Origin of the sequence: Halorubrum amylolyticum (assembly GCF_004114995.1) — an archaeon.
In the GTDB taxonomy this organism is placed as follows: Archaea; Halobacteriota; Halobacteria; order Halobacteriales; family Haloferacaceae; genus Halorubrum; species Halorubrum amylolyticum.
In genome coordinates this window covers 233,547-255,077 of the sequence record NZ_SDJP01000001.1, presented here as the reverse complement: position 1 = coordinate 255,077, position 21,531 = coordinate 233,547, and the positions used below count along the sequence as shown (strand labels likewise).

Annotated in this window: 24 protein-coding genes; 11 read left to right on the top strand and 13 right to left on the bottom strand. The window is 68.4% G+C overall.

The window, feature by feature from the left end:
• Positions 1-161: 161 nt before the first annotated feature.
• The 3 genes from ESO89_RS01150 (at position 162) to ESO89_RS01140 (ending at position 3,107) form a co-directional block, all read left to right on the top strand.
• Positions 162-923: a DUF2391 domain-containing protein gene (locus ESO89_RS01150; RefSeq protein WP_128903850.1), complete on the top strand. Its 762-nt coding sequence runs from the start codon at positions 162-164 to the stop codon at positions 921-923.
• 66 nt (positions 924-989) lie between these two features.
• Complete coding sequence (locus ESO89_RS01145) at positions 990-1,430, top strand: Hsp20/alpha crystallin family protein (protein ID WP_128903849.1); 441 nt, start codon at positions 990-992, stop codon at positions 1,428-1,430.
• 3 nt (positions 1,431-1,433) lie between these two features.
• On the top strand, positions 1,434-3,107 hold the full coding sequence (locus ESO89_RS01140; protein ID WP_128903848.1) for an ABC1 kinase family protein: 1,674 nt from the start codon (positions 1,434-1,436) through the stop codon (positions 3,105-3,107).
• Positions 3,108-3,142: 35 nt separating this feature from the next.
• Here ESO89_RS01140 and ESO89_RS01135 read toward each other — a convergent pair whose 3' ends face one another.
• The 3 genes from ESO89_RS01135 to ESO89_RS01125 form a co-directional block, all read right to left on the bottom strand.
• The gene (locus ESO89_RS01135; protein ID WP_128903847.1) at positions 3,143-4,294 is read right to left on the bottom strand and encodes a site-2 protease family protein; all 1,152 of its coding nucleotides are present in this window, start codon (positions 4,292-4,294) and stop codon (positions 3,143-3,145) included.
• Between the two features lie 273 nt (positions 4,295-4,567).
• Positions 4,568-4,828: a DUF7123 family protein gene (locus ESO89_RS01130; protein WP_128903846.1), complete on the bottom strand. Its 261-nt coding sequence runs from the start codon at positions 4,826-4,828 to the stop codon at positions 4,568-4,570.
• 360 nt (positions 4,829-5,188) lie between these two features.
• Positions 5,189-6,061, bottom strand: a complete 873-nt coding sequence (locus tag ESO89_RS01125; RefSeq protein ID WP_128903845.1) for a molybdopterin synthase — start codon at positions 6,059-6,061, stop codon at positions 5,189-5,191.
• A 115-nt stretch (positions 6,062-6,176) separates the two neighbouring features.
• Here ESO89_RS01125 and pyrH point away from each other — a divergent pair, with 115 nt between their 5' ends.
• The 4 genes from pyrH to ESO89_RS01105 all read left to right on the top strand — a co-directional run bounded on the left by pyrH (position 6,177) and on the right by ESO89_RS01105 (position 9,867).
• On the top strand, positions 6,177-6,902 hold the full coding sequence (gene pyrH / locus ESO89_RS01120) for a UMP kinase (RefSeq protein WP_128903844.1): 726 nt from the start codon (positions 6,177-6,179) through the stop codon (positions 6,900-6,902).
• Positions 6,899-8,662: a lysine--tRNA ligase gene (lysS, locus tag ESO89_RS01115; protein WP_128903843.1), complete on the top strand. Its 1,764-nt coding sequence runs from the start codon at positions 6,899-6,901 to the stop codon at positions 8,660-8,662. Before pyrH ends, lysS begins: the two co-directional genes overlap by 4 nt.
• The gene (locus ESO89_RS01110) at positions 8,663-8,893 is read left to right on the top strand and encodes a DUF7573 domain-containing protein (RefSeq protein WP_128903842.1); all 231 of its coding nucleotides are present in this window, start codon (positions 8,663-8,665) and stop codon (positions 8,891-8,893) included.
• 77 nt (positions 8,894-8,970) lie between these two features.
• Entirely contained in the window at positions 8,971-9,867 is an 897-nt protein-coding gene (locus tag ESO89_RS01105) for a sensor histidine kinase (RefSeq protein ID WP_128903841.1), read from the top strand.
• Positions 9,868-9,901: 34 nt separating this feature from the next.
• On the opposite strand, the gene ESO89_RS19145 is transcribed toward ESO89_RS01105, so the two are convergent.
• From ESO89_RS19145 to ESO89_RS01065, 9 genes are all read right to left on the bottom strand, one after another.
• Positions 9,902-10,036 carry a hypothetical protein gene (locus tag ESO89_RS19145; RefSeq protein WP_277750246.1) on the bottom strand — a complete coding sequence of 45 codons (135 nt, stop codon included), beginning with the start codon at positions 10,034-10,036 and terminating at the stop codon, positions 9,902-9,904.
• Between the two features lie 111 nt (positions 10,037-10,147).
• Complete coding sequence (locus ESO89_RS01100; protein ID WP_128903840.1) at positions 10,148-10,438, bottom strand: DUF5808 domain-containing protein; 291 nt, start codon at positions 10,436-10,438, stop codon at positions 10,148-10,150.
• 91 nt (positions 10,439-10,529) lie between these two features.
• Positions 10,530-12,287 carry a bifunctional N(6)-L-threonylcarbamoyladenine synthase/serine/threonine protein kinase gene (locus ESO89_RS01095; protein WP_128903839.1) on the bottom strand — a complete coding sequence of 586 codons (1,758 nt, stop codon included), beginning with the start codon at positions 12,285-12,287 and terminating at the stop codon, positions 10,530-10,532.
• 10 nt (positions 12,288-12,297) lie between these two features.
• A complete protein-coding gene (locus ESO89_RS01090; RefSeq protein WP_004047156.1) occupies positions 12,298-12,606 on the bottom strand; it encodes a 30S ribosomal protein S24e in 309 nt (102 codons plus the stop codon).
• A 94-nt stretch (positions 12,607-12,700) separates the two neighbouring features.
• Positions 12,701-13,279 (bottom strand): GTP-dependent dephospho-CoA kinase family protein, encoded by a 579-nt coding sequence (locus ESO89_RS01085; RefSeq protein WP_128903838.1) that lies wholly within the window; start codon positions 13,277-13,279, stop codon positions 12,701-12,703.
• A gap of 54 nt (positions 13,280-13,333) precedes the next feature.
• Complete coding sequence (gene spt4 / locus ESO89_RS01080; RefSeq protein WP_004047158.1) at positions 13,334-13,531, bottom strand: transcription elongation factor subunit Spt4; 198 nt, start codon at positions 13,529-13,531, stop codon at positions 13,334-13,336.
• Positions 13,531-14,106, bottom strand: a complete 576-nt coding sequence (locus ESO89_RS01075) for a DNA-directed RNA polymerase (protein WP_128903837.1) — start codon at positions 14,104-14,106, stop codon at positions 13,531-13,533. The genes spt4 and ESO89_RS01075 overlap by 1 nt, the downstream gene beginning before the upstream one ends.
• 22 nt (positions 14,107-14,128) lie before the next feature.
• The gene (locus ESO89_RS01070; protein WP_128903836.1) at positions 14,129-14,611 is read right to left on the bottom strand and encodes a PIN domain-containing protein; all 483 of its coding nucleotides are present in this window, start codon (positions 14,609-14,611) and stop codon (positions 14,129-14,131) included.
• A 1-nt stretch (position 14,612) separates the two neighbouring features.
• Positions 14,613-15,857, bottom strand: a complete 1,245-nt coding sequence (locus tag ESO89_RS01065; protein ID WP_128903835.1) for a translation initiation factor IF-2 subunit gamma — start codon at positions 15,855-15,857, stop codon at positions 14,613-14,615.
• A 481-nt stretch (positions 15,858-16,338) separates the two neighbouring features.
• On the opposite strand from ESO89_RS01065, the gene ESO89_RS01060 reads away from it, so the two are divergent.
• The 3 genes from ESO89_RS01060 to ESO89_RS01050 all read left to right on the top strand — a co-directional run bounded on the left by ESO89_RS01060 (position 16,339) and on the right by ESO89_RS01050 (position 19,207).
• Positions 16,339-16,854, top strand: coding sequence for a DUF5810 domain-containing protein (locus ESO89_RS01060; RefSeq protein WP_128903834.1), 516 nt, complete (start codon positions 16,339-16,341; stop codon positions 16,852-16,854).
• A 36-nt stretch (positions 16,855-16,890) separates the two neighbouring features.
• On the top strand, positions 16,891-17,328 hold the full coding sequence (locus tag ESO89_RS01055) for a DUF5809 family protein (protein ID WP_128903833.1): 438 nt from the start codon (positions 16,891-16,893) through the stop codon (positions 17,326-17,328).
• Positions 17,329-17,971: 643 nt separating this feature from the next.
• Positions 17,972-19,207 carry an RNA-guided endonuclease TnpB family protein gene (locus ESO89_RS01050; RefSeq protein ID WP_128903832.1) on the top strand — a complete coding sequence of 412 codons (1,236 nt, stop codon included), beginning with the start codon at positions 17,972-17,974 and terminating at the stop codon, positions 19,205-19,207.
• A gap of 200 nt (positions 19,208-19,407) precedes the next feature.
• On the opposite strand, the gene dpsA is transcribed toward ESO89_RS01050, so the two are convergent.
• Positions 19,408-19,956, bottom strand: coding sequence for a DNA starvation/stationary phase protection protein DpsA (gene dpsA / locus ESO89_RS01045; RefSeq protein WP_128903831.1), 549 nt, complete (start codon positions 19,954-19,956; stop codon positions 19,408-19,410).
• 169 nt (positions 19,957-20,125) lie between these two features.
• Here dpsA and ESO89_RS01040 point away from each other — a divergent pair, with 169 nt between their 5' ends.
• A complete protein-coding gene (locus ESO89_RS01040; RefSeq protein ID WP_128903830.1) occupies positions 20,126-21,493 on the top strand; it encodes a HEAT repeat domain-containing protein in 1,368 nt (455 codons plus the stop codon).
• The last annotated feature ends 38 nt before the right edge of the window (positions 21,494-21,531 follow it).

Genomic DNA, 21,531 nt, shown 5'->3' with positions numbered 1-21,531 from the left:
GCGGTACCTCCGGATCGTCGATCGCTGTTGGTCTCGGTCTCCGATGCCTTCCGTACTCACCTCTTGATCCACGTTAGCATACAACGATACATAAGTCGTTCGCTAGGGAACTCCGCCGACCGTCGGCACCCTTTTTAAATGACGCCCTCGATCGGCGTGCAATGGACGGCTCCGCCGGCGGTTCCGATCGCTCCGGTTCCCAGGAGGGTTCCGACCTCCGCGACGGCGACGCCGCTTCCGACGCCTCGCACGGTCCTGACGCCTCGCACGGCCCTGACGCCTCGCACGGGGTCAACGATTCGACCCACGGCCCCGCGGACCCGGACATCAACGATCTGCTCGCGAAGCTCGACGCCCTGAGCGACACGGTCGACGAGGGCCACGAGCGCGAGAAGGTGCGCCAGACCATCTCGCTCGTCGAACGCATGCCCGGCAGCGCCGCGTTCACCACGCGGATCACCAAGTACACCTCCCGCGACATGGCCGAGGCGTTCGTCGGGGCGGTCCTCTTCTCGCTCCCCCTGCTCGTGGAGGGCGGCGTCTTCGAGATCGCCGCTTGGCTCGCCGCGGCGACGGTCGGGGGCGTCCCGGTCTTCCTGCTCGCGCACGTGGCCTTCGTCCTCGTCATGACCGCCGGGCTGCTCTACTTCGCCGACTTCCGACAGATCGAGATCAGGCACCCGATCCTCGGGATCATCCCGCGGCGGTACGCCGGGGTGTTGCTCGTCTCGCTTCTCACCGCGGCGTTCATGCTGTTCCTGTGGGGCCGGCTCCACGAGGGCGATCCGACGGCGGCCGAACGAGGTGCCCGCGTGCTCGTCGTGTGGGCCGCGGCCGCGTTCGGCGGCGGGCTCGGCGACATCCTCCCGGGCGAGTCGCAGGGCGAGGACATCGGCGAGATCGACCTCGACTTCGACGACTAATCCAGCCCGAGAGGGACCGTTCCCCCTTTCCACACCTTTTTCGCCGCGGCGACCGTACCCGTGTGCATGTCAGCGTTACGCGACGCGCTCCGGGATCTCCCGGACGCGGTGTTTGCGGACCTGCTCGAATCCGACGAGGGGTACGTGCTCGTCGTCGACCTCCCGGGCGCCGCCGCCGAGACCACCGAGGTCCTCGCGGAGGACGGCCGGATCGTCATCGAGGGGCGCCGCGAGAAGGCGGTCCCCGAGGGGTTCCGCTACGTGCGCGAGGACCGGCCGCTGTTCCTCGACGCGGAACTCCCCCTCCCCGGCGACGCGGACGGCGGCGGCGCCGACGCCGAGATGGACCGCGGGGTCCTCGAAGTGACGATCCCGAAGCGGACCGACGGCGCCTCCCGCACGATCCCGGTCGACGAGGCCGACGGCGACGTCGACGACGGCTCCGAGGCCGAAGCCAACGGCGGGAACGACGGGACGGCGGCCGGCGACGGTGAGGCCGACGCCTGACGGGTGGTCACGCTGGTCAACCTCCGCGCCTACTGGCGTTTTTTCGTGGTCATGCGGCGCTTCTCGCCGCTGATCGTCGCCTACTGGCGAGACCGGAAGCGGTACTTCCTGTTCGGCGGCGGGCGCGAGGTCGACGCCGAGACCCAGCGCGAGCGCGCCGCCGTCCTCCTCGACATCCTGCTCACGCTCGGCCCCACGTTTATCAAGCTCGGCCAGATCCTCTCGACGCGGCCGGACATCCTCCCGCCGGCGTACATCGAGGTGTTGGAGGGGCTCCAAGACGACGTGCCGCCGGCCCCGTGGGCGGAGTCGAAGACCGTCCTCGAAGACGAGCTCGGGCCGGTCGACGAGACGTTCGACGACTTCGACCGGGAGCCGATAAGCGGCGCGAGCCTCGGGCAGGTGTACACCGCCCGGTACGAGGGGACCGACGTGGCCGTCAAGGTCCGGCGGCCGGGGATCGAGTCGCTCGTCGAGGCCGATCTCCGAACGATCCGGTGGTCGATCCCGCTGGTCCGACAGTTCATCGGGAGCGGACGGGCGTTCTCGCTGGAGAACCTCGCCGACGAGTTCGCGAAGACGATCCGCGAGGAGATGGACTACGACCGCGAGCGGGCGATGCTCGAGGAGATCCGCGCCAACTTCGCCGACGAGGACCGCGTCCGGGTCCCGACCGCCTTCGAGGCGGTCTCCGGCCCGCGCGTGCTCACCATGGAGTACATCCCGGGGACCAAGATCAGCGACGTCGACGCCCTCGACGACGCCGGGATGGACCGGAACGCCATCGCCGAGACGCTCCAGGAGGTGTACCTCCAGATGATCATCGAGGACGGCGTGTTCCACGCCGATCCCCATCCGGGGAACCTCGCGGTCGACGACGACGGACGGGTGATCTTCTACGACTTCGGGATGGCCGGACGGGTGGACCCGTTCGTTCAGGAGAAGATCGTCGACTTCTACGTCGCGGTCGCCCGACAGGACATCGACGGCATCCTCGACACGCTGATCGCGATGGGCACCCTCTCGCCGGAGGCCGACCGCGAGGTGATGGGGAACGTGATGGAACTGGCCATCGCGGACGCCAGCGGCGAGGATATCGAGCAGTACCAAGTGAACCAGATCATCGAGCAGGTGGAGTCGACCATCTACGAGTTCCCGCTCCGGCTCCCGCCGAACCTCGCGCTCGTCCTCCGCGTCGCCACCGTCGTCGAGGGGGTCTGCGTCACGCTCGACCCCGAGTTCGACTTCATCTCGACCGCGACGGAGTACCTCAAGGAGGAGGGGTACTACGAGCAGACCGCCCGGAACCTCGCCGAAGACGCCGGACAGCAGGCCCAGAAGACGGCGGAGGCGCTGTTCACGGTCCCGCCGAAGGCCGACGACTTCCTCGACCGGGCGAACCGCGGCGATCTCCACGTCGACGTCACGATCGACGACGGCTCGAACGTCCTCGACAAGCTCGCGATGCGGATCGCCTACTCGGTGCTGCTCGCGGTCGGCGTGCTCTCCGCGACGATCCTCTACTCGTTCGCCCAGTCGTGGCGGCTCGCGGCGATCGTGCTCCTGCTCGCCGCCCCGCTCGCCGTGGCGCTCTACCAGTCGTTCCGGAAGAAGCGCGGAATACGGGCGACTCCCCAGTTCACCAGACAGGGGATGAAAAAGCGGCGCGAGGACTAGCTCCCCTCACGCCGAGGGCGCGTGAGCCGGGGCGCTCACGCCGAGACGACCTCGATCGGAACGAGGAGGAAACAGAGCGCCCCGACCGCGAACGTCCCGATCCCGACGGCGAGGCGGGGCCAGCCGAGCCGTTCCTCGTCGGCCGGGTTGGCGGGGCCGTTGAACGCGATCACGAGCGCGAACACGCCCCAGAACGCCCACAATCCCACCGACTGATCGAGCCCGAAGCCGCGCCAGAAGTAGAGGTACGCGGCGATCGAGAGGAGGGCGCCGGGAACCAGCGCCGCGATCGTCTCCTGTCGCGGGCCGACCATCGCCCGAACCATGTGCCCCCCGTCGAGCTGACCGACCGGCAGGAGGTTGAGCAGGGTGAAGAACATCCCGACCCAGCCGCCGATCACCACCGGGTGCGCGGAGAGAGTCGGGTCCTCGTACGCGGTCGGCTGCCCGAGGAGATCGGCGATGATCCCCAGAAGCGGCGGGTTGTTGAACCGGATCATCGTTCCCGACGAGCTGGCGATCTCGGCCGGAACCCGGATCGGGTCGAGCGAGAGCCCGATCGCGGTGACGACGACGGTCGCGACCAGCCCGGCGATCGGGCCGGCGACGCCGATGTCGAACAGGGCCTTCCGGGAGGGCATCCGGCCCCGCATACGGATGATCGCTCCGAGGGTTCCGAACGGGAAGACGAACGGGATGACGTACGGCAGCGAGACGTCCACTCCGTGGTACCGCCCGGCGACGTAGTGGCCGAGCTCGTGGGTCATCAGGACGCCGAGCACCGCGGCCGTGAACGGCCACGCCCGCAGCATGACGAGCGGGTTCGCGGCGATCTCCTCCCACCCGACGTAGTACCAGCCGTACGCGCCCACGAACAGCGTCGAAAGGATCGTCGCCGCGAACATGGCGACGTTGACCCACGGGACTCCCTCTCGTCCGCGGTCGAACGGGGTCGCGACGACGACGTGCCCGCCCTCGACCGTCTCCACGTCGACGTCGTACCCGGCGTCGCGGAACCGGGGAACCAGCTTCCGCAACAGCGTGCGCTCCGGAACGTACGACTCCCCGACGTACCAAACGCGGTCGTCCTCCCGACGGACCTCGTCGACGCGGAAGAACGTCCGGAGGGGCTCTGGACGCGGAACGTCGGACGACCCCGACGGCTCCCCGTCCTCGTGTTCTGGCATCGTCGGCCGTAACTCGTCTGCGAGTATAAACCCCGCGTCGATCGATGCGCCCGCCCCGGTCGTTTCGGCTTCCCCGGAGCGCGTTTCGATCGACAGGTATCCCTCGGCGAGTAGAAGCGGAGGAACCGGTCGTCAGCGGAGAGAAGGAGGATCGGAAAGAGTCGTCGACCGATGCGAGGGAGCTGTGAAAGAGTCGTCGACCGGTGCGGGGGGTTGTCAGCGTGATGCGGGGACGCGCGCGAGCGCGTTGGTCGGCGGCGACGCTTCCGGCGGTCAGGCGGGCTCGACGCGCCACGTCGTCGCGCCCGTGTACGACCACTTCTCGACGGTGAGCTCCGTGGCGGAGTCCCGGAGCTTCACCATCAGGGCGCCGATCTCCTTCGGCGAGAGGTCGACGTCCTCGGAGATGAACTTCCCTTTGAAGTACATCTCGCCGTCCTCCGCGCGGTCGAGCAGGTACCGCTTCAGCCGCTCTTCCTTGCTGAGGTCGTCGGTCGAGGTCGCGGTCGTGGAGGGGTTCGCAGTCGCGCTCATGGTACACTCACCGCTTGTCCCCGGAGGGTGTTATAAAGGCAAGACCGTTGGAAGGTGTTCAGCGGCTTTCAGGGCGTTTCAGACCACTCCGGCGGGATGAAAGGTGTCTGACGCACTCTTTACGAACGTTTTAAATCGTCTTAGACGTTTTATAATATCTCCAGAATCTCTTAACGTGCCACAGGTGTGTTCGGCGAGGTCGACGCAGTCCGCACGAGGATCACCCGTCTGTCCGCGGTGATCCCCCTGACAGACCGTCCGGAACACTCTCTCGCCCGCGCCTCACGCTCCTCGACCTCGCCGCCCGCTCGGAGCTCTCTTCGGTCGCTCCCGAGCGCTCGCGGGACCTCGTCGCGGCGCCTACTCCCGCCGGTGGACCCAGAACTCCTCGGCCTCCGTGGTCTCCTTTTTGAATATCGGCACCTCGTCTTTCAGGCGGTCGATCCCGTCTTCGACGGTCCGGAACGCCTCCCGGCGGTGGCCCGCGAGGACGACGACGAACACGATGTCCTCGCCCGCCTCGATCACGCCCGTCCGGTGGTGCATCCGGATCTCGAACACCCTGTCGCGCTCGGCCAGCTCGGCGGCGATGGCGTCCATCCGCTCCGCCGCGACCCCCTCGTACGTCTCGAACGCGAGGTGGGTCGTCCGGTCGTCGTCTGGGGCGTCGCGCGCACGAACGCGCCCGGTGAACGTCGCGACGGCGCCCGCGCGGTCCGCGTCCGCAGACGCCTCCACGCGGCGTACGAGCGCCTCACGGGTGATCCACGGCTCCGCGTCGGCCAGATCCGCGACGAGCCGATCGAGGTCGATCCCGCCGCGCGCGTCCGCGACGGCGACGACCGAGCCGGGGACGTCCGACGGCTCCGCGTCCGGGCCGAGCAGAACCGTCGGGACGCGCAGGCGGGACTCGCCGACGGCGACGAGGTAATCGTGATCGGGCGCGAGCCCGTCGAGGAGGTCGTCGAGCCCGTCGACGCGGCCGCGGCCCGTCCACGAGCCGTCGGAATCGAGCGCGAGCGTCGTGTCGGCGGTCGCCTCCGGCTCCCCCCGGTCGTCGGGGTCGTCCCGGCCCACCGCGGCGCCCCCGTCGGTCGCCTCGGAGTCGACGGATCGGCGGACACGCTCGTCCTCTCCTCCGCAGTCGACGACCGCCACTCGCCCGTCGAGCCGGTCCGCGAGCGGCCCAGCGAGGTCGGCCGCACCCGGGCCGACGATCGATATCGGTTGCATACCCGACAGCGGGCTGCGAGCGGCTTAGGCGTTTCCCGGGACGCCGGGGAGTAGTCGGGAGCGACCCGGTCTCGCTTGATAATCCTTAAGACCGCGACAGGGATATTCGACGGTAATGAGAGTCGTCGTTTCTATCGGCGGGAGCGTGCTCGCGCCCGATCTGGACCCCGACCGGGTGGCCGCGTACGCCGGGGCGATCGAGCGACTGGCGGCCGACGGCTGCGAGGTCGGCGTCGTCGTCGGCGGGGGCGGCGTCGCGCGCGAGTATATCGAGACGGCGCGCGATCTGGGCGCCAACGAGGTCGAACTCGACCAGCTCGGCATCGGGACCACCCGGCTCAACGCCCGCCTGCTCATCGCCGCGCTCGACGGCGGCGCGAATCTCTCGCCGGCGACGGGGTACGACGAGGCCGCCGCCGCCCTCCGCCGTGGAGAGGTGTCGGTGATGGGGGGCGTGACCCCCGGCCAGACCACCGACGCGGTCGCCGCCGCCTTCGCGGAGTCGGTCGACGCCGACCTGCTCGTGTACGCGACGAGCGCGAACGGCGTGTACGACGCCGACCCCAACGTCGAGCCGGACGCAACCCAGTTCGGATCGATGTCGCCGTCCGAACTCGTCGACATCGTCCTCCCGATGAGCCGGGACGCGGGCGCGTCTGCCCCCGTCGACCTGCTCGCGGCCAAGCTGATCGACCGGGCGGGAATCCGGTCGATCGTCCTCGACGGTACCGACCCGAGCGCGGTCGTCGACGCCGTGCTCCGCGGCGACCACACCGGCACCGACGTGATTCCGACCGGCAGCGACGAGCCGACCTACTGGACGGGGGCGAGCGACGCGTGAGCGCCGACGACGCCTCCGCCGACGCGGCCGCGGATTCGGCGTCCGAGGACTCCCCGCACAGCGACTCCCCCCACATCCTCTCTGAACAGGCCCGGGAGGCCGGCGGCGCGGCGGGAGCCGACGGCGAGGGCGACGAGGGCGACGGCCAGGGGTTCCGGGCCTTCTGGGCCGACGTGATCGCCGACGAGATCGAGGCGCGCGACCCCGACGAGCCGATCGTGATCAAGGGCGGCGTCTCGCCCTCGGGGGTCGCCCACCTCGGTAACTTCAACGAGATCATCCGGGGCTACTTCGTCGCCGAGGTGCTGCGCGAGCGGGGCCACGAGGTGCGGCAGGTGTTCACTTCCGACGACAAGGACCCTCTCCGCAAGCTCCCGCGGAAGCTGGCGAACGCCGACGGAGAGATCGTCGGACTCGGCGAGGTGGACGCCGGCGCGCTCGGCCGGAACCTCGGGAAGCCGTACACCGCGATCCCGGACCCGTTCGGCGAGCGCGAGTCGTACGCCGCCCACTTCGCCGCGCTGCTGAAGGCCGACGCCGACCGACTGGACATTCCGGTCGAGATGGTGTCGAACACGGAGCTGTACGCCGACGGCGCCTTCGACGACGCGATCCGGACCGTCCTCTCGGACCTCGACGGCGTCCGCGAGGTGCTCTCGGGGTACCAGGACAAGGTCGACGGCGAGTACGTCCCCTTCAACCCGGTCTGTGCCGAGTGCGGGAAGATCACGGAGACGGTCACGAGTATCGGCCTCGACGCCGAGACCGTCGAGTACGTCTGTACCGACATGGAGGTCGGCGACGAGACGATCGACGGCTGCGGCCACGAGGGAACCGCGGCGTTCCGCGAGGGGAAGCTCCCGTGGCGGCTGGAGTGGCCCGGCCAGTGGGACGTGCTCGGCGTCGACTTCGAGCCGTTCGGGAAGGACCACGCGGAGGGGTCGTGGCCCTCGGGCGTCGACGTGGCGCGCAACGTCTTCGGACTCGAACCGCCGGTGCCGATGGTGTACGAGTGGTTCACGCTCAACGGCGAGCCGCTCTCCTCGTCGGCCGGAAACATCGTCACCGTCCCGGAGCTGCTCGAACTGCTCGAACCCGCGGTGCTCCGATACTTCTTCGCGCTCCACCCGAAGAAGGCCCGCGACCTGAACATCGAGCGACTCGATCAGCTCGTCGACCGCTTCGACCGGTTCGAGCGCGCGTACTTCGGCGAGGTCGGCGACGAGGACCTGACCGCCTTCGCCGAGCGCGCGTACCCCTTCGTCGTCGGGCGCGCGGACGACCCGCCCGCCGAAAAGCCCGTGCGGCTCCCGTACACCTTCGCGGCCGTCCTCGGGATGGTCGACGACCCCGCGTTCCGCGAGCGGCTCGCCCGCGACGAGGGACACATCCCCGACGACGCCTCCGCCGAGACCGTCGAGGCCGCCCTCGATCGCGTCGAGAAGGCGCGCAACTGGGCGGAGCGCACCGGCAACGAGTACGACTATCGGCTCCAGACGGAGCTACCCGAGGCAGACTTCGACGAGAACGTCGCGGCCGCGCTCGACGACCTCGCCGACTTCGTCGCGGCCGGCCACGACGGCGACGCGATCCAGTCGGAGATGTACGAGACGGCGCGCGCACACGACGTGGAGGTGAGCGACTTCTTCGCGGCGGGGTACCGGCTCTTCTTCGACGACACGCAGGGGCCGCGGCTCGGCGAGTTTCTCGGCGAACTGGAGCGCGACTACGTCGTGGCGCGGCTCCGCCGGGAGGCGTAGATGCCCGAGGACCGCTCGCTCGACGAGTTCGGGGGATCGGACGGCGACCCTCCCGACGCTGAGCCCATCGGTATCGACCCCGACGCTGACCCTGCCGATGTCGAGGCTCCGGTTCCCGCGACGGCGACGTGGACAACCGGCGGCGCCGACTGCGAGCGGTGCGGCGAGAGCGTGACGCGCCGCTGGCTCGACGACGGGGACCGGGTCTGTCCCGACTGTAAGTCGTGGTGATCCGAGTCAAAGTTTAATACGGAACGGAGTCTGTCGTTACTTGCGACGAAGATCGCATGATGTTTAGTGGTATATAAATGAAATTAGCACTCGATTCCGTCTTCGGCCGGTCTCCGCGGGAACTCGCCGTCGGGTACCTCTGTCTCGGGGCGCTGCTCGTCGTCGCGGCCGACCTCGCGGTCGCGTCGGCGGTCGGATCGCTCTCGACGTGGACGCCGGTTCGCGCCGCCGACGGGTGGGCGCTCGTCGGCGCCTCGTCGCTCGTCCTCTACGGCGCGGTGGCGCACCAGCGGCGCCGCGCGGTCGACGCGAGGCGCGAGCTGGAAACGTCGAACCAGCAGATTCAGGTGTTGAGCCGCGTGTTCCGGCACAACGTACGGAACGACCTCAACGTCATTCAGGGGTACACGGACCTGCTCGTCGACCGGATCGACGACGAGCGGAGCCGGGAGTGTCTGGAGACGATCCGAGAGACGACCGACGACGTCGTCGAGATAAGCGAGAAGCTCCGCGTCATCGAGGAGGCGTCGCCGGCCGCCCCGAGCGGCCGGGTCGACCTCGTCGAAGCGGTCCGCGAGGCGGCCGCGGACGTCGACCGCACGGACGTCTCGCTCACCGTCGACGCGCCCGCCGAGGCGTGGGTCCGCGCGGACGACTCGATCGAGTACCCGATCCGGGAGGTGTTCGAGAACGCCGTGACGCACAACGACGAGTCGGTGCGGCGGGTCGACGCCCGCGTCACCAAGGACGGGTCGACGGTCTGTCTGGAGGTCAGCGACAACGGACCGGGGATTCCCGCCGACGAGCGCGCGGTGTTGCGCGCCGAGGAGGAGACCCCGCTGTCGCACGCGAGCAGCATCGGGCTCTGGCTCGTCAAGTGGCTGTGTGAGACGCAGGGCGGAACGGTCGGGTTCGAGGCGACCGACGACGGGACGACGGTTCGGCTCCGGTTCGAGTCGGCCGACGGCGGGTGAGCGCGAAACGCGCGAGACCGTCCGGAGCGCGGACCTACTCGATCTCCGTGATCGTCACCGCGTACACCGCGCCGCAGTTTCCGCACTCGACGTGCACCCCGCGGCTCGCATCGCCGCGGGTGAACTCGGAGATCTCTTCCGAGCACGAGCACTCGAACCGGACTCTCATTGCCTCGGTTACGCCGTTCTAATACTTAAAGGAAGCCGTCTCGAACGGCGTTCGGGACCCGGAAGGGCCGGCCGTCGTCGGCGATCGGTCGCGGTCGGCGACCGGCGGCGATCAGTCGTCGTCGACGATCACTTCGACCGGTTCGTCGCTCGCATCCGCGTCGCCGGACGCGCCGGCGGCTCCGGCCGACTGCGTCTGCTGGTAGTAGAGCCCGCCGGCGACCGCGAGGACGATCCACGACCGCCAGTTCGCGAGGTTCAGCGTGTAGCCGATGCCGAACGGCTTCTCCACCAACATCCCCTTGCCGGGCTGCCAGTACGACGAGAGCAGCCGCCCGAGGCTCGGCCGCTCGAAGTTGTACGGAATCCCGAGTATCTCTCCCGAGGACGGTTTGTCTGCCATACCGGTACGTCTCTCGCCGGGCATATAAAGCGTGGCGCAACTCGCCGCTGTTCGTCCTCCGCAGACCGCTCACTGGTCCTCCCCCGGCCGCTCACCGGTACCGTCCGCGCCCCTCCACGTCGCGGAGCCGGTCGAGGACGTCGCCGTCACCGACGGCCGCGTACCCGGCCTCGAACGCCTCGATGAGCGGGTCCGGGTCGGTCGCGGTCGCGCGGACCGCCCCCTCGAACACGTGGAGGTCAATCGCGTGGTCCTCGACGTGGCCGGTGTGGTAGGCGAGCCCGAAGTCGATGAGCGCGGTTCGGTCGGCGACGGTCGCTGCGTCCCGCGTTTCGCCCGCCTCCGTCGTCCACTCCTCACCGGACGCGTCCGGTCCCACCCGCACGTTCCGGGTGGTCGGGTCCCCGTGAACGATCCCCGCGTCGTGGAGCCGCGCGAGGTGTCGACCGACCGCAGCCGCGCGCTCCGTCCCCTCGTCGAGGGCGGCGGCGAGGTCGCGGTCGCCGACGTGCTGGAGGGTCAGCGTCGCGTTCGGCACGTCGGCGTCGTACACCAGCGGCGTCGGCACCCCCGCCCGGCGCGCCTCGCTCGTCAGTCGGGCCTCTGCCACGGTCCGGTCACGTCTGAGCGTCCGGTCGAGGTCCGGGTGGCGGTACGCCTTCGGGACGCGGCGCTTGATCACGCGGCGGTCGGCGGCGTCGGGGGCGCTCCCGCCTCCGGCGCCGCCGTGTCCGCGTCCGCCGCCCGCGACGATCTCCACCGTCGCTTCGGCGCCGCGCCGATCGATCTCCGCCCCGTCACCCCCCGCTCCGGGAGCGCGGCCCCGGGCGACCGACTCCCCGTCCCGCCACGTCACGGGCACCTGATCCGGGCGGAAGTTCGGGTCGATCGCGGACTCCGGAATCGGGATGGTGTCGCCCGCCCGCGCCATCTTCGCGCCCAACACGGCGATCATTCCGGCGTTGTCCCGGAGGAAGCGCGGCTCCGGGGCGTGGAACTTCGCGCCGCGGGCCGCACACATCGACGCCAGCATCTCGCGGAGCCGGTCGTTCTGCGCGACTCCCCCGCCCAACACGAGTTCGTCGGCGCCCGTCAGCGAGAGGGCGCGCTCCGAGACCTCCGTGAGCATCGCGAACACGTGCTCTTGCAGCGAAAAGCAGATCTCTTCGACGGGAACCCCGTCGTCGGACGCGTCGTTGGCCGCGGAGCTGATCCCGGAGAAGGAGAAGTCCATCCCCTTGACGACGTACGGGAGGTCGAGGAGGTCGTCCGGTCCGTCGCTTCCCTCGGCGTACCGCCGCGCAGCCGCCTCGACCTTCGGGCCACCGGGATGGTCCCAGCCGACGTGGCGCGTGAACTTGTCGATCGCGTTGCCGACGCCGGCGTCCATCGTCTCCCCGAGCACGCGGTAGCGCCCGTCGTGGTAGCCGAGCAGGTGGGCGTTCGCGCCGGAGGCGTTCAGACACACCGGGTTCCCGAAGCCCGACTGATGGCGACCGATCTCCAAGTGCGCCACCATGTGGTTGACGCCGACCAGGGGCACGTCGAGCACCCCCGCGAGCGACCGCGCGGCGGTCCCGACGGTCCGGAGACACGGGCCGAGTCCCGGACCCTTGGAGAAGGCGACCGCGTCGATCGCGTCCGGACCGTGTTCGTCCTCGGCCGCCGTGAGAACCGCGTCGACGACCTCTGGGATCGCCTCGGACATGTGCTCGGCGGCCTCGCGCGGGTGAATGCCGCCGCTGTCCGGCTCGTACGGGTTCGATTCGATGAGAACGGAGTCGGTCTCGGCGTCGTACAGGGCGGCGCTCGCGCACCACGCGGTCCCCTCGATACCGAGAACGCGCATTCGGCGGGCGTTAGGCTTCCTCGGCGTCCGCGTCGCCCTCGCCGCCGATCTTGTTGCGTTCGAGCATGTACTCCTGCTCGACGTCGAGCGCGTCCTCGGCGCTGTCGTACACCTTCGCGTAGCCGACCGTCTTGCGCATGCCGAACTTCGTGTCCAGCTCGTGAACGACGACCTCTTCGGAGGCCTTGTCGAGCTTGGCCGCGAGCGAGTCGCGGACCGACAGCCGGGAGGGCGTCGCCTCCTCGTGGGTCGTCTCGAAACGGATGTCCGTGCGGTGCAACATCGGGTTCTCCTCCTCGGAGATGATATCGACGTCCATGGTTCAGTTAGGCGTATATCCCCCCGAAAGCTGTAAAAGGATTTCGAAGCGGGGGTGCCGTCGAGATCCGGCGCGCGGTCGTCTCTGTCGGGACCTACCGGCCGCCGTCCGGAGCGATCCCCAGCGCCTCGTCGGCCGCCTCGACGTCGCCGTCGAGCCCCTCGAACAGCTCTCGCGCCTCCGCGCGGGACTCGGGCGTGACCGGAACGCGGACCATCCCCTCGCCGGGCTGGCCGTAGACGACGCTCGCGCCGTCCGGTGCGGCGAGGATCGCCGGCAGGGCGGCGAGGTCCTCCTCTCCCGTCACCTCGATGATGACGGGGTCGGCGGCGGACAGCGCCTCGGCGAGCGCTTCGAGCAGCTCCGCCGACAGCGACGCGGCGGGGTTCTCCACCGAGATCCGGCGGTCGTTCGCGGCCGCGAGCGCTGACTCGATCGCCGCGTCGACCGCCTCGCGCTCGGTCTTCCCGTCGATGAGTGCGACGTCGGGGACGCGGCCCGCCTCCCGCAGGTGGTACGTGACCACGTCGCCGACCGCGACGACGGGGGCGTCGGGCGCGGCCCGTTCGGCGCGAGTCTGCGCCGCCGCCGCGAGCAGTTCCTCGGCGTCAGTCGTCACCGGGCCGAGCGGCTCCTTGAACGCGTCGCGCAGGGAGTCGGGGAGTGTGAGCATGGGGAGTGGATGGCGGTCGAAACCGCGACTATGAGCCGTCCCGCGAACCGCCGCTTACCGGACCTTCAGCGCGTACGAACCGGGCTTCGTGACGTTCATCTCCTCGGCGATCTGGCTCTCCTCGGGCTGGGTGATGATGACGTAGCCCGCCCAGTCCTCGGTGAGCGACGACGACCCGCAGTGTTCGCAGGTCTGGGAGTCGGGGTCGTTGACGTGGTGACACTCACGACACGCCAGGCGGTCCTCGGCCATCAGTCGGCCTCCTCACCGGTCTGTTCGCGGTGTTGTCGCTGGCCCTCCAACCATTCGTGTTTCCCGAGGCCGGGCTGTTTCGCGGTGAGCCCGATCTTCGAGTCGCGCGGGTTGCGCTCGTCGATGCTCTTGGTCACCACGCGCACCCGGACGGCGTCGTCGACCCCGAGAGTCTTGTCGGAGTCCGAGGAGGCGAGCTGCTGGTTCACCCCGTCGAACGTGAGGTACTCGTCGGTGATCTGCGAGACGTGGAGCAGGCCGTCGACCGGGCCGATCCCGACGAACGCGCCGAACTCGACCGTCTCGACGACCGTGCCGTCGGCGACCTCCTGCATGTCGGGGTCGTAGGTCAGCGCGTCGAACTCGGCTTCGTAGTAGACGCCGGGGCGGTTGTGTAACACCGCGCCCTCGCCGATGTCGTGGACCTCGATGACGCTCACGACGCTCCCCACGTCCTCGTCCATTCGTCCTTCCAGTTTGTCCTGCAGCAGGGCTTTCACCCGCTCGTCGGTGACGTCCGCCAGGTGTTTCGGCGGCACCTCGACCGTGTCCTTGAGTCGAACTCGTTTGTACATATTCGTTGGTTGTCCGCGTCCGCTAGGGTTCCGTTATCGCCAGTGCGTTCCGACCCCTTAAACCGATTACTGGTGCGCCCGCGTCCAGCACCCGGTTCGCCAGCGGTCGATCGTTGGTGACGACGCCGTCGACCCGGCCCTCGGCGGCCAGTTCGACCAGCGCGTCGTCGGCGTACGATTCGTCCGTTGCCACCGTCTCCGCCCGCGTCGCGAGGTCCGCACCCACGCTCGCCCCGGTCGCCGCCGCGCCGTTCCCGCCCTGTAGCCGGTCTAACTCCGATACGACCGCCGTCGGAACGACGGTCTCGTAGGCGCCGAGGAGCCGATCGAGCTCCTCGAACAGCCGCAGGTCCGCCTCGACCGGCGCCATCAGTGCGCTCGCGTCGAGCGCGACGACCGGGGCGCCGTCGGGACCGTCTCCCGCGAGGGCCTCGGTAGGGGCGTCGCCGGCGTCGGCGTCACCGAGGTCGGCGTCCGAGTCGTCCGTGCGGGCGGTGTCGGTCACGCTACGAGAGCGTCCCGACGCCGATGAGCCGCCAGCGCGCGCCGACGCGCCGATTGATCGCGATCTGTGCGCCCTCCTCGGCGCAGACCGGTCGCTTGAGGCTCACCTCGCACTCGCCCTCGCGCGCACTCGTCACCGCGCCGACCGTCGTCGCGGTGCCGACCGTGAGCATCAGCGGCTCGCCGGTGTTGATGTCCTCGATGTCGCTCTCGCCGCTCTCGTCGTCCTCCTTCCCGACGACGCGGTCGAGGAGGTCGACCTGCATCTCGAACTCGTTGCGCGTCGGCGGGAGCGTGCCGGGCTCGCCGGCGACCTGTCCCGCGAGCGCGTCGCCCTTCGTCAGGCTCGGGTCGAGCCCGGTGCCGACGCCGAGCAGCCCGCCCGGCCGGGCGGACTCCACGTCGTTGCTGCCGGCCTGCAGCGAGCGTACCGTCGTTTCGAGGGGGCGCCACTCGGTCTGGCCCTCCTCGTCGACCTCGCGGCCCGGTCGGATCTCCAGTCCGTCGCCGACGGACAGCTCGCCGCTGACCAGCGAGCCGCCGACGACGCCGCCCTTGAGGTCCGCCGCGGTCGCGCCCGGGCGGTTGATGTCGAAGGAGCGGGCCGCGTACATGCGGGCGCTCTCGCCGGGGTCGCGGTCGGGGGTCGGAATCTCCGACTCGATCGCGTCGATGAGGAGGTCCATGTTGACCTCCTGCTGGGCCGAGACGGGGACGATCGGCGCGTCCTCCGCGACGGTCCCCTCGACGAACTCCTGGATCTGCTGGTAGTTGTCGACGGCGCGGTCGCGACCGACCAGATCGACCTTGTTCTGCGCGATGACGATGTTCTCGATCCCGATAAGATCGAGCGCCATCAGGTGCTCTTCCGTCTGCGCCTGCGGAACGTCCTCGGTCGCGCTCACGACCAGCACGGCCCCGTCCATGATCGAGGCGCCGGAGAGCATCGTCGCCATCAGCGTCTCGTGGCCCGGTGCGTCGACGAACGAGACCGTCCGGATCGGCTCGCTCTCGGAGCCGTCCTCGCACTCCTCGTCGACGGTGTAACACTCGGGCGCGTCGACGCCGGGACAGCGCCGGAACGTCGCGTCCGCGTACCCCAGCCGGATCGAGATGCCGCGTTTCATTTCCTCGCTGTGCTGGTCGGTCCACGAGCCGGACAACGCCTGCACGAGCGTCGTCTTCCCGTGGTCGACGTGACCGACGAGACCGATGTTCACCTCCGGTTGTGTGTTGGCTTCAGTCACTGTTGGACCTCCTAACGGAGTAGTCTTACCGGAAATTCGCTCCGTGCGAGTGATAAAGTTGCTGTTATAGGTGCGAAACGCGTACGCGGACGAGGCAGCGGCGAGCTTTCCGGACCCACCAGTTTGGTGCGGTGGCGCGTGCCTCCGAGCGCCCTGATAAGGGCGCGAGGAGCACGCGCGAGGGACGCCGCGAGCGCTTTTAAGCGCGAGCGGCGAGGCTGGGGAGGCGTGAGGCTGCGGTTGCGGTGCGGTCGGGTGGGACTCAAAGGGGCAGCCATGGAGGGCGAAGACGGGCGACGCAAGGACCGCAAGGAGGGAGCGATAGCGACCGACTGAGGACCGCAGCGAGCCCATCGAGTCCTCCACGGCTGGGGCTTTGGAGGTGTTCTCCGCGCCGACAACAGCTCTGAGACGAACCGCTGATCGCGAGCGGTTCACGTTCGACGCCGCTTTACGCCTCACGACCGTATCCGCGTCCGATATGGGATACGCGTGCCCCGTCTGCGACACCCCGCAGCGCGACGGCGAACACCTCGCGCATCACCTCGCGTTCACGGCGATGTTACACGGCGGCGACCATGAGGCGTGGCTCGACGACCGCGTCCCCGACTGGAGCGACCGGGAACCCGCGGGACTTGCGGCCGAGGTGACGCCCCACGCCGAAGACGCCGAATACCACGAGGTGTTCGAGGACACCGTCAATCGCGGGCGCCCGGACGTCGATCTCGGAGCGCACGATCACACAGGAAACAACCACTCGGGACACAGCCATACCGGTCACGATCACGTCGCGGGCGGCGGCCCGGGGACGACCGACTCGACCGGTGAGACCGATCCCGAGGTGGCCGACGCGATCCGCGAGGCACGCGAGATGGCGCGGGAGGCGGGCGACGGTGAGGACGGTGCAGGCGACGCGGACGGCGAGGGCGACGCGGACGACGAGAGCGACGCAGCCGACAGCGACGACTCCGACAACCCCGACGACCCGTCCGCGTAACGGAACGCCCTTTTCAGTCGACGGCGAACGACGGGTATGCACACCAGAGGGACGTTCGCCCCGGAGACCCGCGCCGACGCGCTCGAACGCTACGAGGACGTCGGGCCGGTCGCGCAGGTCGTCGTCCGCGAGGCGACGAAGGCGATGTCGTTCGGCGCCGACGAGTACGACGATCGGGTCACTCCGGAAGTGATCCGGACGGCGCGCGACGCGACGTTCGCCGAACTGCTCGCGGTCCACGTCGGCGAGGACGGGGAGTTCGACGAGTGGCTCGCGGACAGCGAGTTCAACGAGGAGAGCGTGGTCCGGATCGGCTCCGACAACGTCGACAACGTGGTGTGGCACCCGATTCCCTTCGCCGACACCGTGATCGCGGCGACGTATCAGGACGAGCCCGACGCGGCCGCCAGCACCCTCCGCCGGAACGCCTTCGGCCGGGTGTACCGCGAGGAGTTCTACGAGTCTGGGCGGTAGACGAGACCACTTCTCAAAAGCGCCCGTTGACATCCGCCGCCGGCAACACATTCGGACTCGACTGCGGTCAGCACAGACACAGCGACGATCGAGAGCGGGAGTACGTGAATTACTGCGACGCATCGGTTGTTTATAAGTGAACGAGCGGTGTTGCTGTCGGCTGGTTATACGTCGTCGACAACGCGGTGAACACCTCCAAAGCCTCGCGGCTCCCTTCGGTCGCCGCGTCCAGCGAGGGACCGAAGGTCCCTCTGGCAGTCGGGCGAAGCCCGACGACCTCGCACGCGCACCTCGTGGCCGCCGATGGCGGCCACTCGGCGGCGCGCGCCACCGCATCGCGTTTATAAGTAACCGCTGCTGCCGCTCACGATTATTTAAATGCCATCTTAATTCAAGCAGGGAATCCCGGCCTTTAGGCCGGGAAGGAATGCGACACGGTACTGACCAACCACTACTCGCTGGCCGGGCCGGAATCCAACTCCCGTTGCGCGTGGAGTAGCATCCCTTTCCACGTTAGACCGTGGCGCTTCTTCGTCTCTTTCAGAGACTCGTACTGTTCCTCGTCTACCTCGAAGTTGATATGTGGCATAAGTCATTCTTGCGCTCCGCCACACTTAACTTTATCTACGTTCTATCTACGGGTGTGTCCGAGACGGTGACGAAGACGCTACAGGCCACGCTCGCAACACCCACTACGGGCAAAGAGCACCGCCTTCAGCGACTCTTGGACACGTACCGCGAAGCACTCCACGACGCCTTCGATAACAGGACCGACACAATGTCTGCCGTCAACGACGTTGTGACGCCCTACGACTTGCCGTACCAAGCCAAAGACGCGCTCAAATCCTACGTCCCGAAACTCCGCTCGACGTACAACGCTGAGGAGTTAGACGACGAGCATCCGCTTCGACTCGTCAACCGGGCCGCGAAGTTTGACTACTCGGAAGAGCGCGAACACGGTTTCGTGTGGCAGGTTCCGATGCCCGGTCGGGGGACGAACTTCTGGGTCCCGCTCCGTATCAATCCGGAGCAAGAATCCCTGTGGTTCGACCTTCTTGATGGAGGCGCGACGGCGGGCGAACTGCGGCTACAGCGACACCGCACATCGTGGGAGTTGCACGTCACCGTCGAGTATCCGGTCGAAGAACTGACCGATTCGGACGACGAGACATACATTGGCTTCGACGTAGGCGAGAGCGCGTTGATCACGGGCTGTGCCCTCAAACGCGACGTACCACGGAAGCCGATGATCGTCAGCGGCAGTCAAGCGCGACACCTCCGCAAAGAGATGTTCACCACGCTCCGGCGGCTACAGTCGCGAGACGCCGCCGAGTGGCGCGTGGACGAACGATTCGATCACTACCAGAACGCCCTGACGGATATCATTGAGAAAACGTCTCGACAGGCCGTCGAGTACGCCGGTTCCTTCGAGAATCCGGTGATTGTCCTCGAAGACCTGTCGTACATCCGTGAGCGGTTGGACTACGGCAAGTTCATGAATCGGCGGCTTCATGCGTGGGCGTTCACTCGGCTACAGGGCCGGATCGAAGACAAGGCGACCGAGGCAGGGATTCGCGTCGAGTACGTCAACGCGGCGTACACCAGCCAGACGTGTCACGCCTGCGGTCGTCTCGGTCGGCGGAGTGAACAAGCCGAGTTCGTGTGTCCGCACGACGGCTGCCACGTATCGGAGTTCCAAGCAGACATTAACGCGGCGGCGAACATCGCCGGTCGCGTCAACCCGTGGGGAGAGAGCGTCCGTTGGGAACCCGGACGCGATGACTCGCCACAGGATGGGAGCGCCTGTGACAGCGCCACAGTCCACCGAGAGACGAGTCCGAGATCCGGACAGATGACGCTCTCGGCGTACTCGGACTGAAACCTGCCTGACGGATTCCCCTCGTAGGGGAAGCCCCGCCGTTTACGGCGGGGAGGATGTCACATCGTCGCCATCGATCTGCTTCACCTACTCCCACTCTCGATCGTCGCAGTTCTGCAGTAGCCACTGGTTCGAACGAGAAAAACGGGAGAATCAAAGGTCGAAACCGCGGGATGCGGCTACCGCGCCGTCGTCGACGCCTACTCGAGCGTGCCCTGGCTGACGAGGGTGTCGTCCTCCAAGTAGTGCTCGATGTGGTGGCCGTGTTCCTCGACGCCTTCGAGGATCTCGCGGAGCAGCTCCTCGGTGTTGTAGTCGCCGAGGTTGTTGGCGAGCTGGATGTGCTCGCGGAGCTGTTCGATGATGTCGCCGAAGATCTCCAGGTCGTTCTCCAGCGAGGTGCGGATGTCGTAGGCGTCCGCGTCCTCGGGGCTCACCGGTGCGTGCTCCTCGAAGTTCGCGCCGCCCGAGAGCGGCACGCCGCCGAGCGCCTGCGCGCGCTCGGCGATCACGTCGGCGCCCGCTTCGAGGTCCGCGGCGACCTCGCCGAGGTACTCGTGGATGTCGTGGAACTCGGCGCCCTCGACGAGCCAGTGGTGCTTTTTCACCTGGTGGTAGAGGACGTACGTCGCCGCGAGGTCGGCGTTGAGTGCGTCGACGAGCTGTTCGGCCTTCTCCTCCGGGATACGCAGGGCTTCGCTTTCGTGAACGTCTCCGTAGCGTTGGCGGGCCTCTTTCTGAGTGCTCATGGCTACTTCGACGTACGCTCGCGGGCCACTTAACAGTTCCCACTATCGAAACACAAATTCTGAGTAATGAAAATATTTTTTGCACCCTTAAAATACTCCGGCGGCGAGGTCGACGCTGTCGCCGGCGAAGGAAAACGTCTTAATGGAGTACGCGTGCAGTTTGTGGTGTATGAGCAACGGCGACGACGACCCGGCCGACGCCTCCGAGGGGGCCGACGCCGCGGACGACGCGGAGGAGGCGGGCGGTGCCGGCGAGTCGACGGACGCCGCGCCGACGCTTCCCGACGAAGCGACCGAGGACTCGTTGAACGAGTACCTCGACGAGATCGCGGACCGCCTCGACGACGCCGAGACCGAGGCTGACCTCGACGACGTCGACGTGCTCCTCGACGACGCCGAAGAAGGGCTCGACGAGGCCGATCTCCCCGAGCCTGACGAGGACGAGGAGGACGCCGACGACCCGCGCGGCGGCCTCGAAGACCGGATCGCGGAGCTCCGGGACGGCGTCGAGGAGGCCCGCGGACCCTACGCCGAGGACGTGATCGACGCGATCGAAGCGGCGGCCTCGACGCTCGGAGACACCGAGTGGACCGCAGACGGGCGCGATGACGCCGCAGACGCGGTCGACGCCTTCGTCGAGGAGGCGTCTGAGTCGGTCGCCGTCGACGCGTCCACCGAGCATGAGGACCTCAACGATCTCGTCGAGGCGCTCGACGCGGTCGCCGAGGCGGTCGCAGACGCCGGTCTCGATCCCGACGACGACGCCGAGACGATCGCGGCGCTCCTCGACGCGACCGACGGGCTCGAAGCGGGGCTCGACGACGCGGAGGAGTGGGACGACCTCGAGACTCACGAGCAGCTCCGTGCGCAGGAGTACTACGACGTGCTCGGTCACTACAAGGACTTCCCGGTCGAGTGGGCCGCGCTGAAGGAACACGAGGCGCGCGGCAACGTCGACATGATCCTGCTCGCGCTCGACTCGCTGCAGTCCGACTTCATGGAGCGTCACTGCCTCGAAGCGTTCGAACGCATGGGGAAACGCGGGAAGACCGAGGCGTCGGTTGAGGAGCTGCTCGGCCGCGCCGAGAAGCGCGACCAGCCGGCGATCCGCATCCTCGGCAAGATGGCGGCCGACGAGGCGACGGAGACCCTCGTCGAGTACGTCCCGGAGGAGTCGAACCCGCAGCTCCAGAAGGTCGTGTTCAAAGCCCTCGGTGAGATCGGCGCCGTGGAGGCGGTCCAGCCGCTCGCGAACGAGCTCGATCCCGAGAGCGACACCGCCGACCTCGTGCGTCCCCACGCCGCCCGTGCGCTCGGGCTCATCGGCGACACGCGCGCGATCGATCCGCTCGCCGACGCGCTCGCCGAGGACGACTCCGACGACGTGCGCGCCGCCGCCGGCTGGGCGCTCCGCCAGATCGGCACGCGCAAGGCGCTCGAAGCGGTCGCCGAGTACGGAGACGAGCACTCCTTCATCGTCTCCACCGAGGCCGAGAAGGCCGAGCGCGCGCTCGACGAGGCGGCACCGACCGCCTGACGGCGACCCGGATTCGGACGATATTTTTTACCCGACGA

Bases quoted from the DNA above. Each gene is read 5' to 3' on its own strand.
- ESO89_RS01040 (WP_128903830.1), top strand. From the start codon at position 20,126: ATGAGCAACGGCGACGACGACCCGGCCGACGCCTCCGAGGGGGCCGAC.
- ESO89_RS01055 (WP_128903833.1), top strand. From the start codon at position 16,891: ATGCACACCAGAGGGACGTTCGCCCCGGAGACCCGCGCCGACGCGCTC.
- ESO89_RS01130 (WP_128903846.1), bottom strand. From the start codon at position 4,828: ATGAGCGCGACTGCGAACCCCTCCACGACCGCGACCTCGACCGACGAC.
- dpsA (WP_128903831.1), bottom strand. From the start codon at position 19,956: ATGAGCACTCAGAAAGAGGCCCGCCAACGCTACGGAGACGTTCACGAA.
- ESO89_RS01145 (WP_128903849.1), top strand. From the start codon at position 990: ATGTCAGCGTTACGCGACGCGCTCCGGGATCTCCCGGACGCGGTGTTT.
- ESO89_RS01110 (WP_128903842.1), top strand. From the start codon at position 8,663: ATGCCCGAGGACCGCTCGCTCGACGAGTTCGGGGGATCGGACGGCGAC.
- ESO89_RS01105 (WP_128903841.1), top strand. From the start codon at position 8,971: ATGAAATTAGCACTCGATTCCGTCTTCGGCCGGTCTCCGCGGGAACTC.
- ESO89_RS01075 (WP_128903837.1), bottom strand. From the start codon at position 14,106: ATGTACAAACGAGTTCGACTCAAGGACACGGTCGAGGTGCCGCCGAAA.
- ESO89_RS19145 (WP_277750246.1), bottom strand. From the start codon at position 10,036: ATGAGAGTCCGGTTCGAGTGCTCGTGCTCGGAAGAGATCTCCGAGTTC.
- pyrH (WP_128903844.1), top strand. From the start codon at position 6,177: ATGAGAGTCGTCGTTTCTATCGGCGGGAGCGTGCTCGCGCCCGATCTG.
- ESO89_RS01095 (WP_128903839.1), bottom strand. From the start codon at position 12,287: ATGCGCGTTCTCGGTATCGAGGGGACCGCGTGGTGCGCGAGCGCCGCC.
- ESO89_RS01135 (WP_128903847.1), bottom strand. From the start codon at position 4,294: ATGCCAGAACACGAGGACGGGGAGCCGTCGGGGTCGTCCGACGTTCCG.
- ESO89_RS01125 (WP_128903845.1), bottom strand. From the start codon at position 6,061: ATGCAACCGATATCGATCGTCGGCCCGGGTGCGGCCGACCTCGCTGGG.
- spt4 (WP_004047158.1), bottom strand. From the start codon at position 13,531: ATGGCCGAGGACCGCCTGGCGTGTCGTGAGTGTCACCACGTCAACGAC.
- ESO89_RS01150 (WP_128903850.1), top strand. From the start codon at position 162: ATGGACGGCTCCGCCGGCGGTTCCGATCGCTCCGGTTCCCAGGAGGGT.
- ESO89_RS01090 (WP_004047156.1), bottom strand. From the start codon at position 12,606: ATGGACGTCGATATCATCTCCGAGGAGGAGAACCCGATGTTGCACCGC.
- ESO89_RS01085 (WP_128903838.1), bottom strand. From the start codon at position 13,279: ATGCTCACACTCCCCGACTCCCTGCGCGACGCGTTCAAGGAGCCGCTC.
- ESO89_RS01060 (WP_128903834.1), top strand. From the start codon at position 16,339: ATGGGATACGCGTGCCCCGTCTGCGACACCCCGCAGCGCGACGGCGAA.
- ESO89_RS01100 (WP_128903840.1), bottom strand. From the start codon at position 10,438: ATGGCAGACAAACCGTCCTCGGGAGAGATACTCGGGATTCCGTACAAC.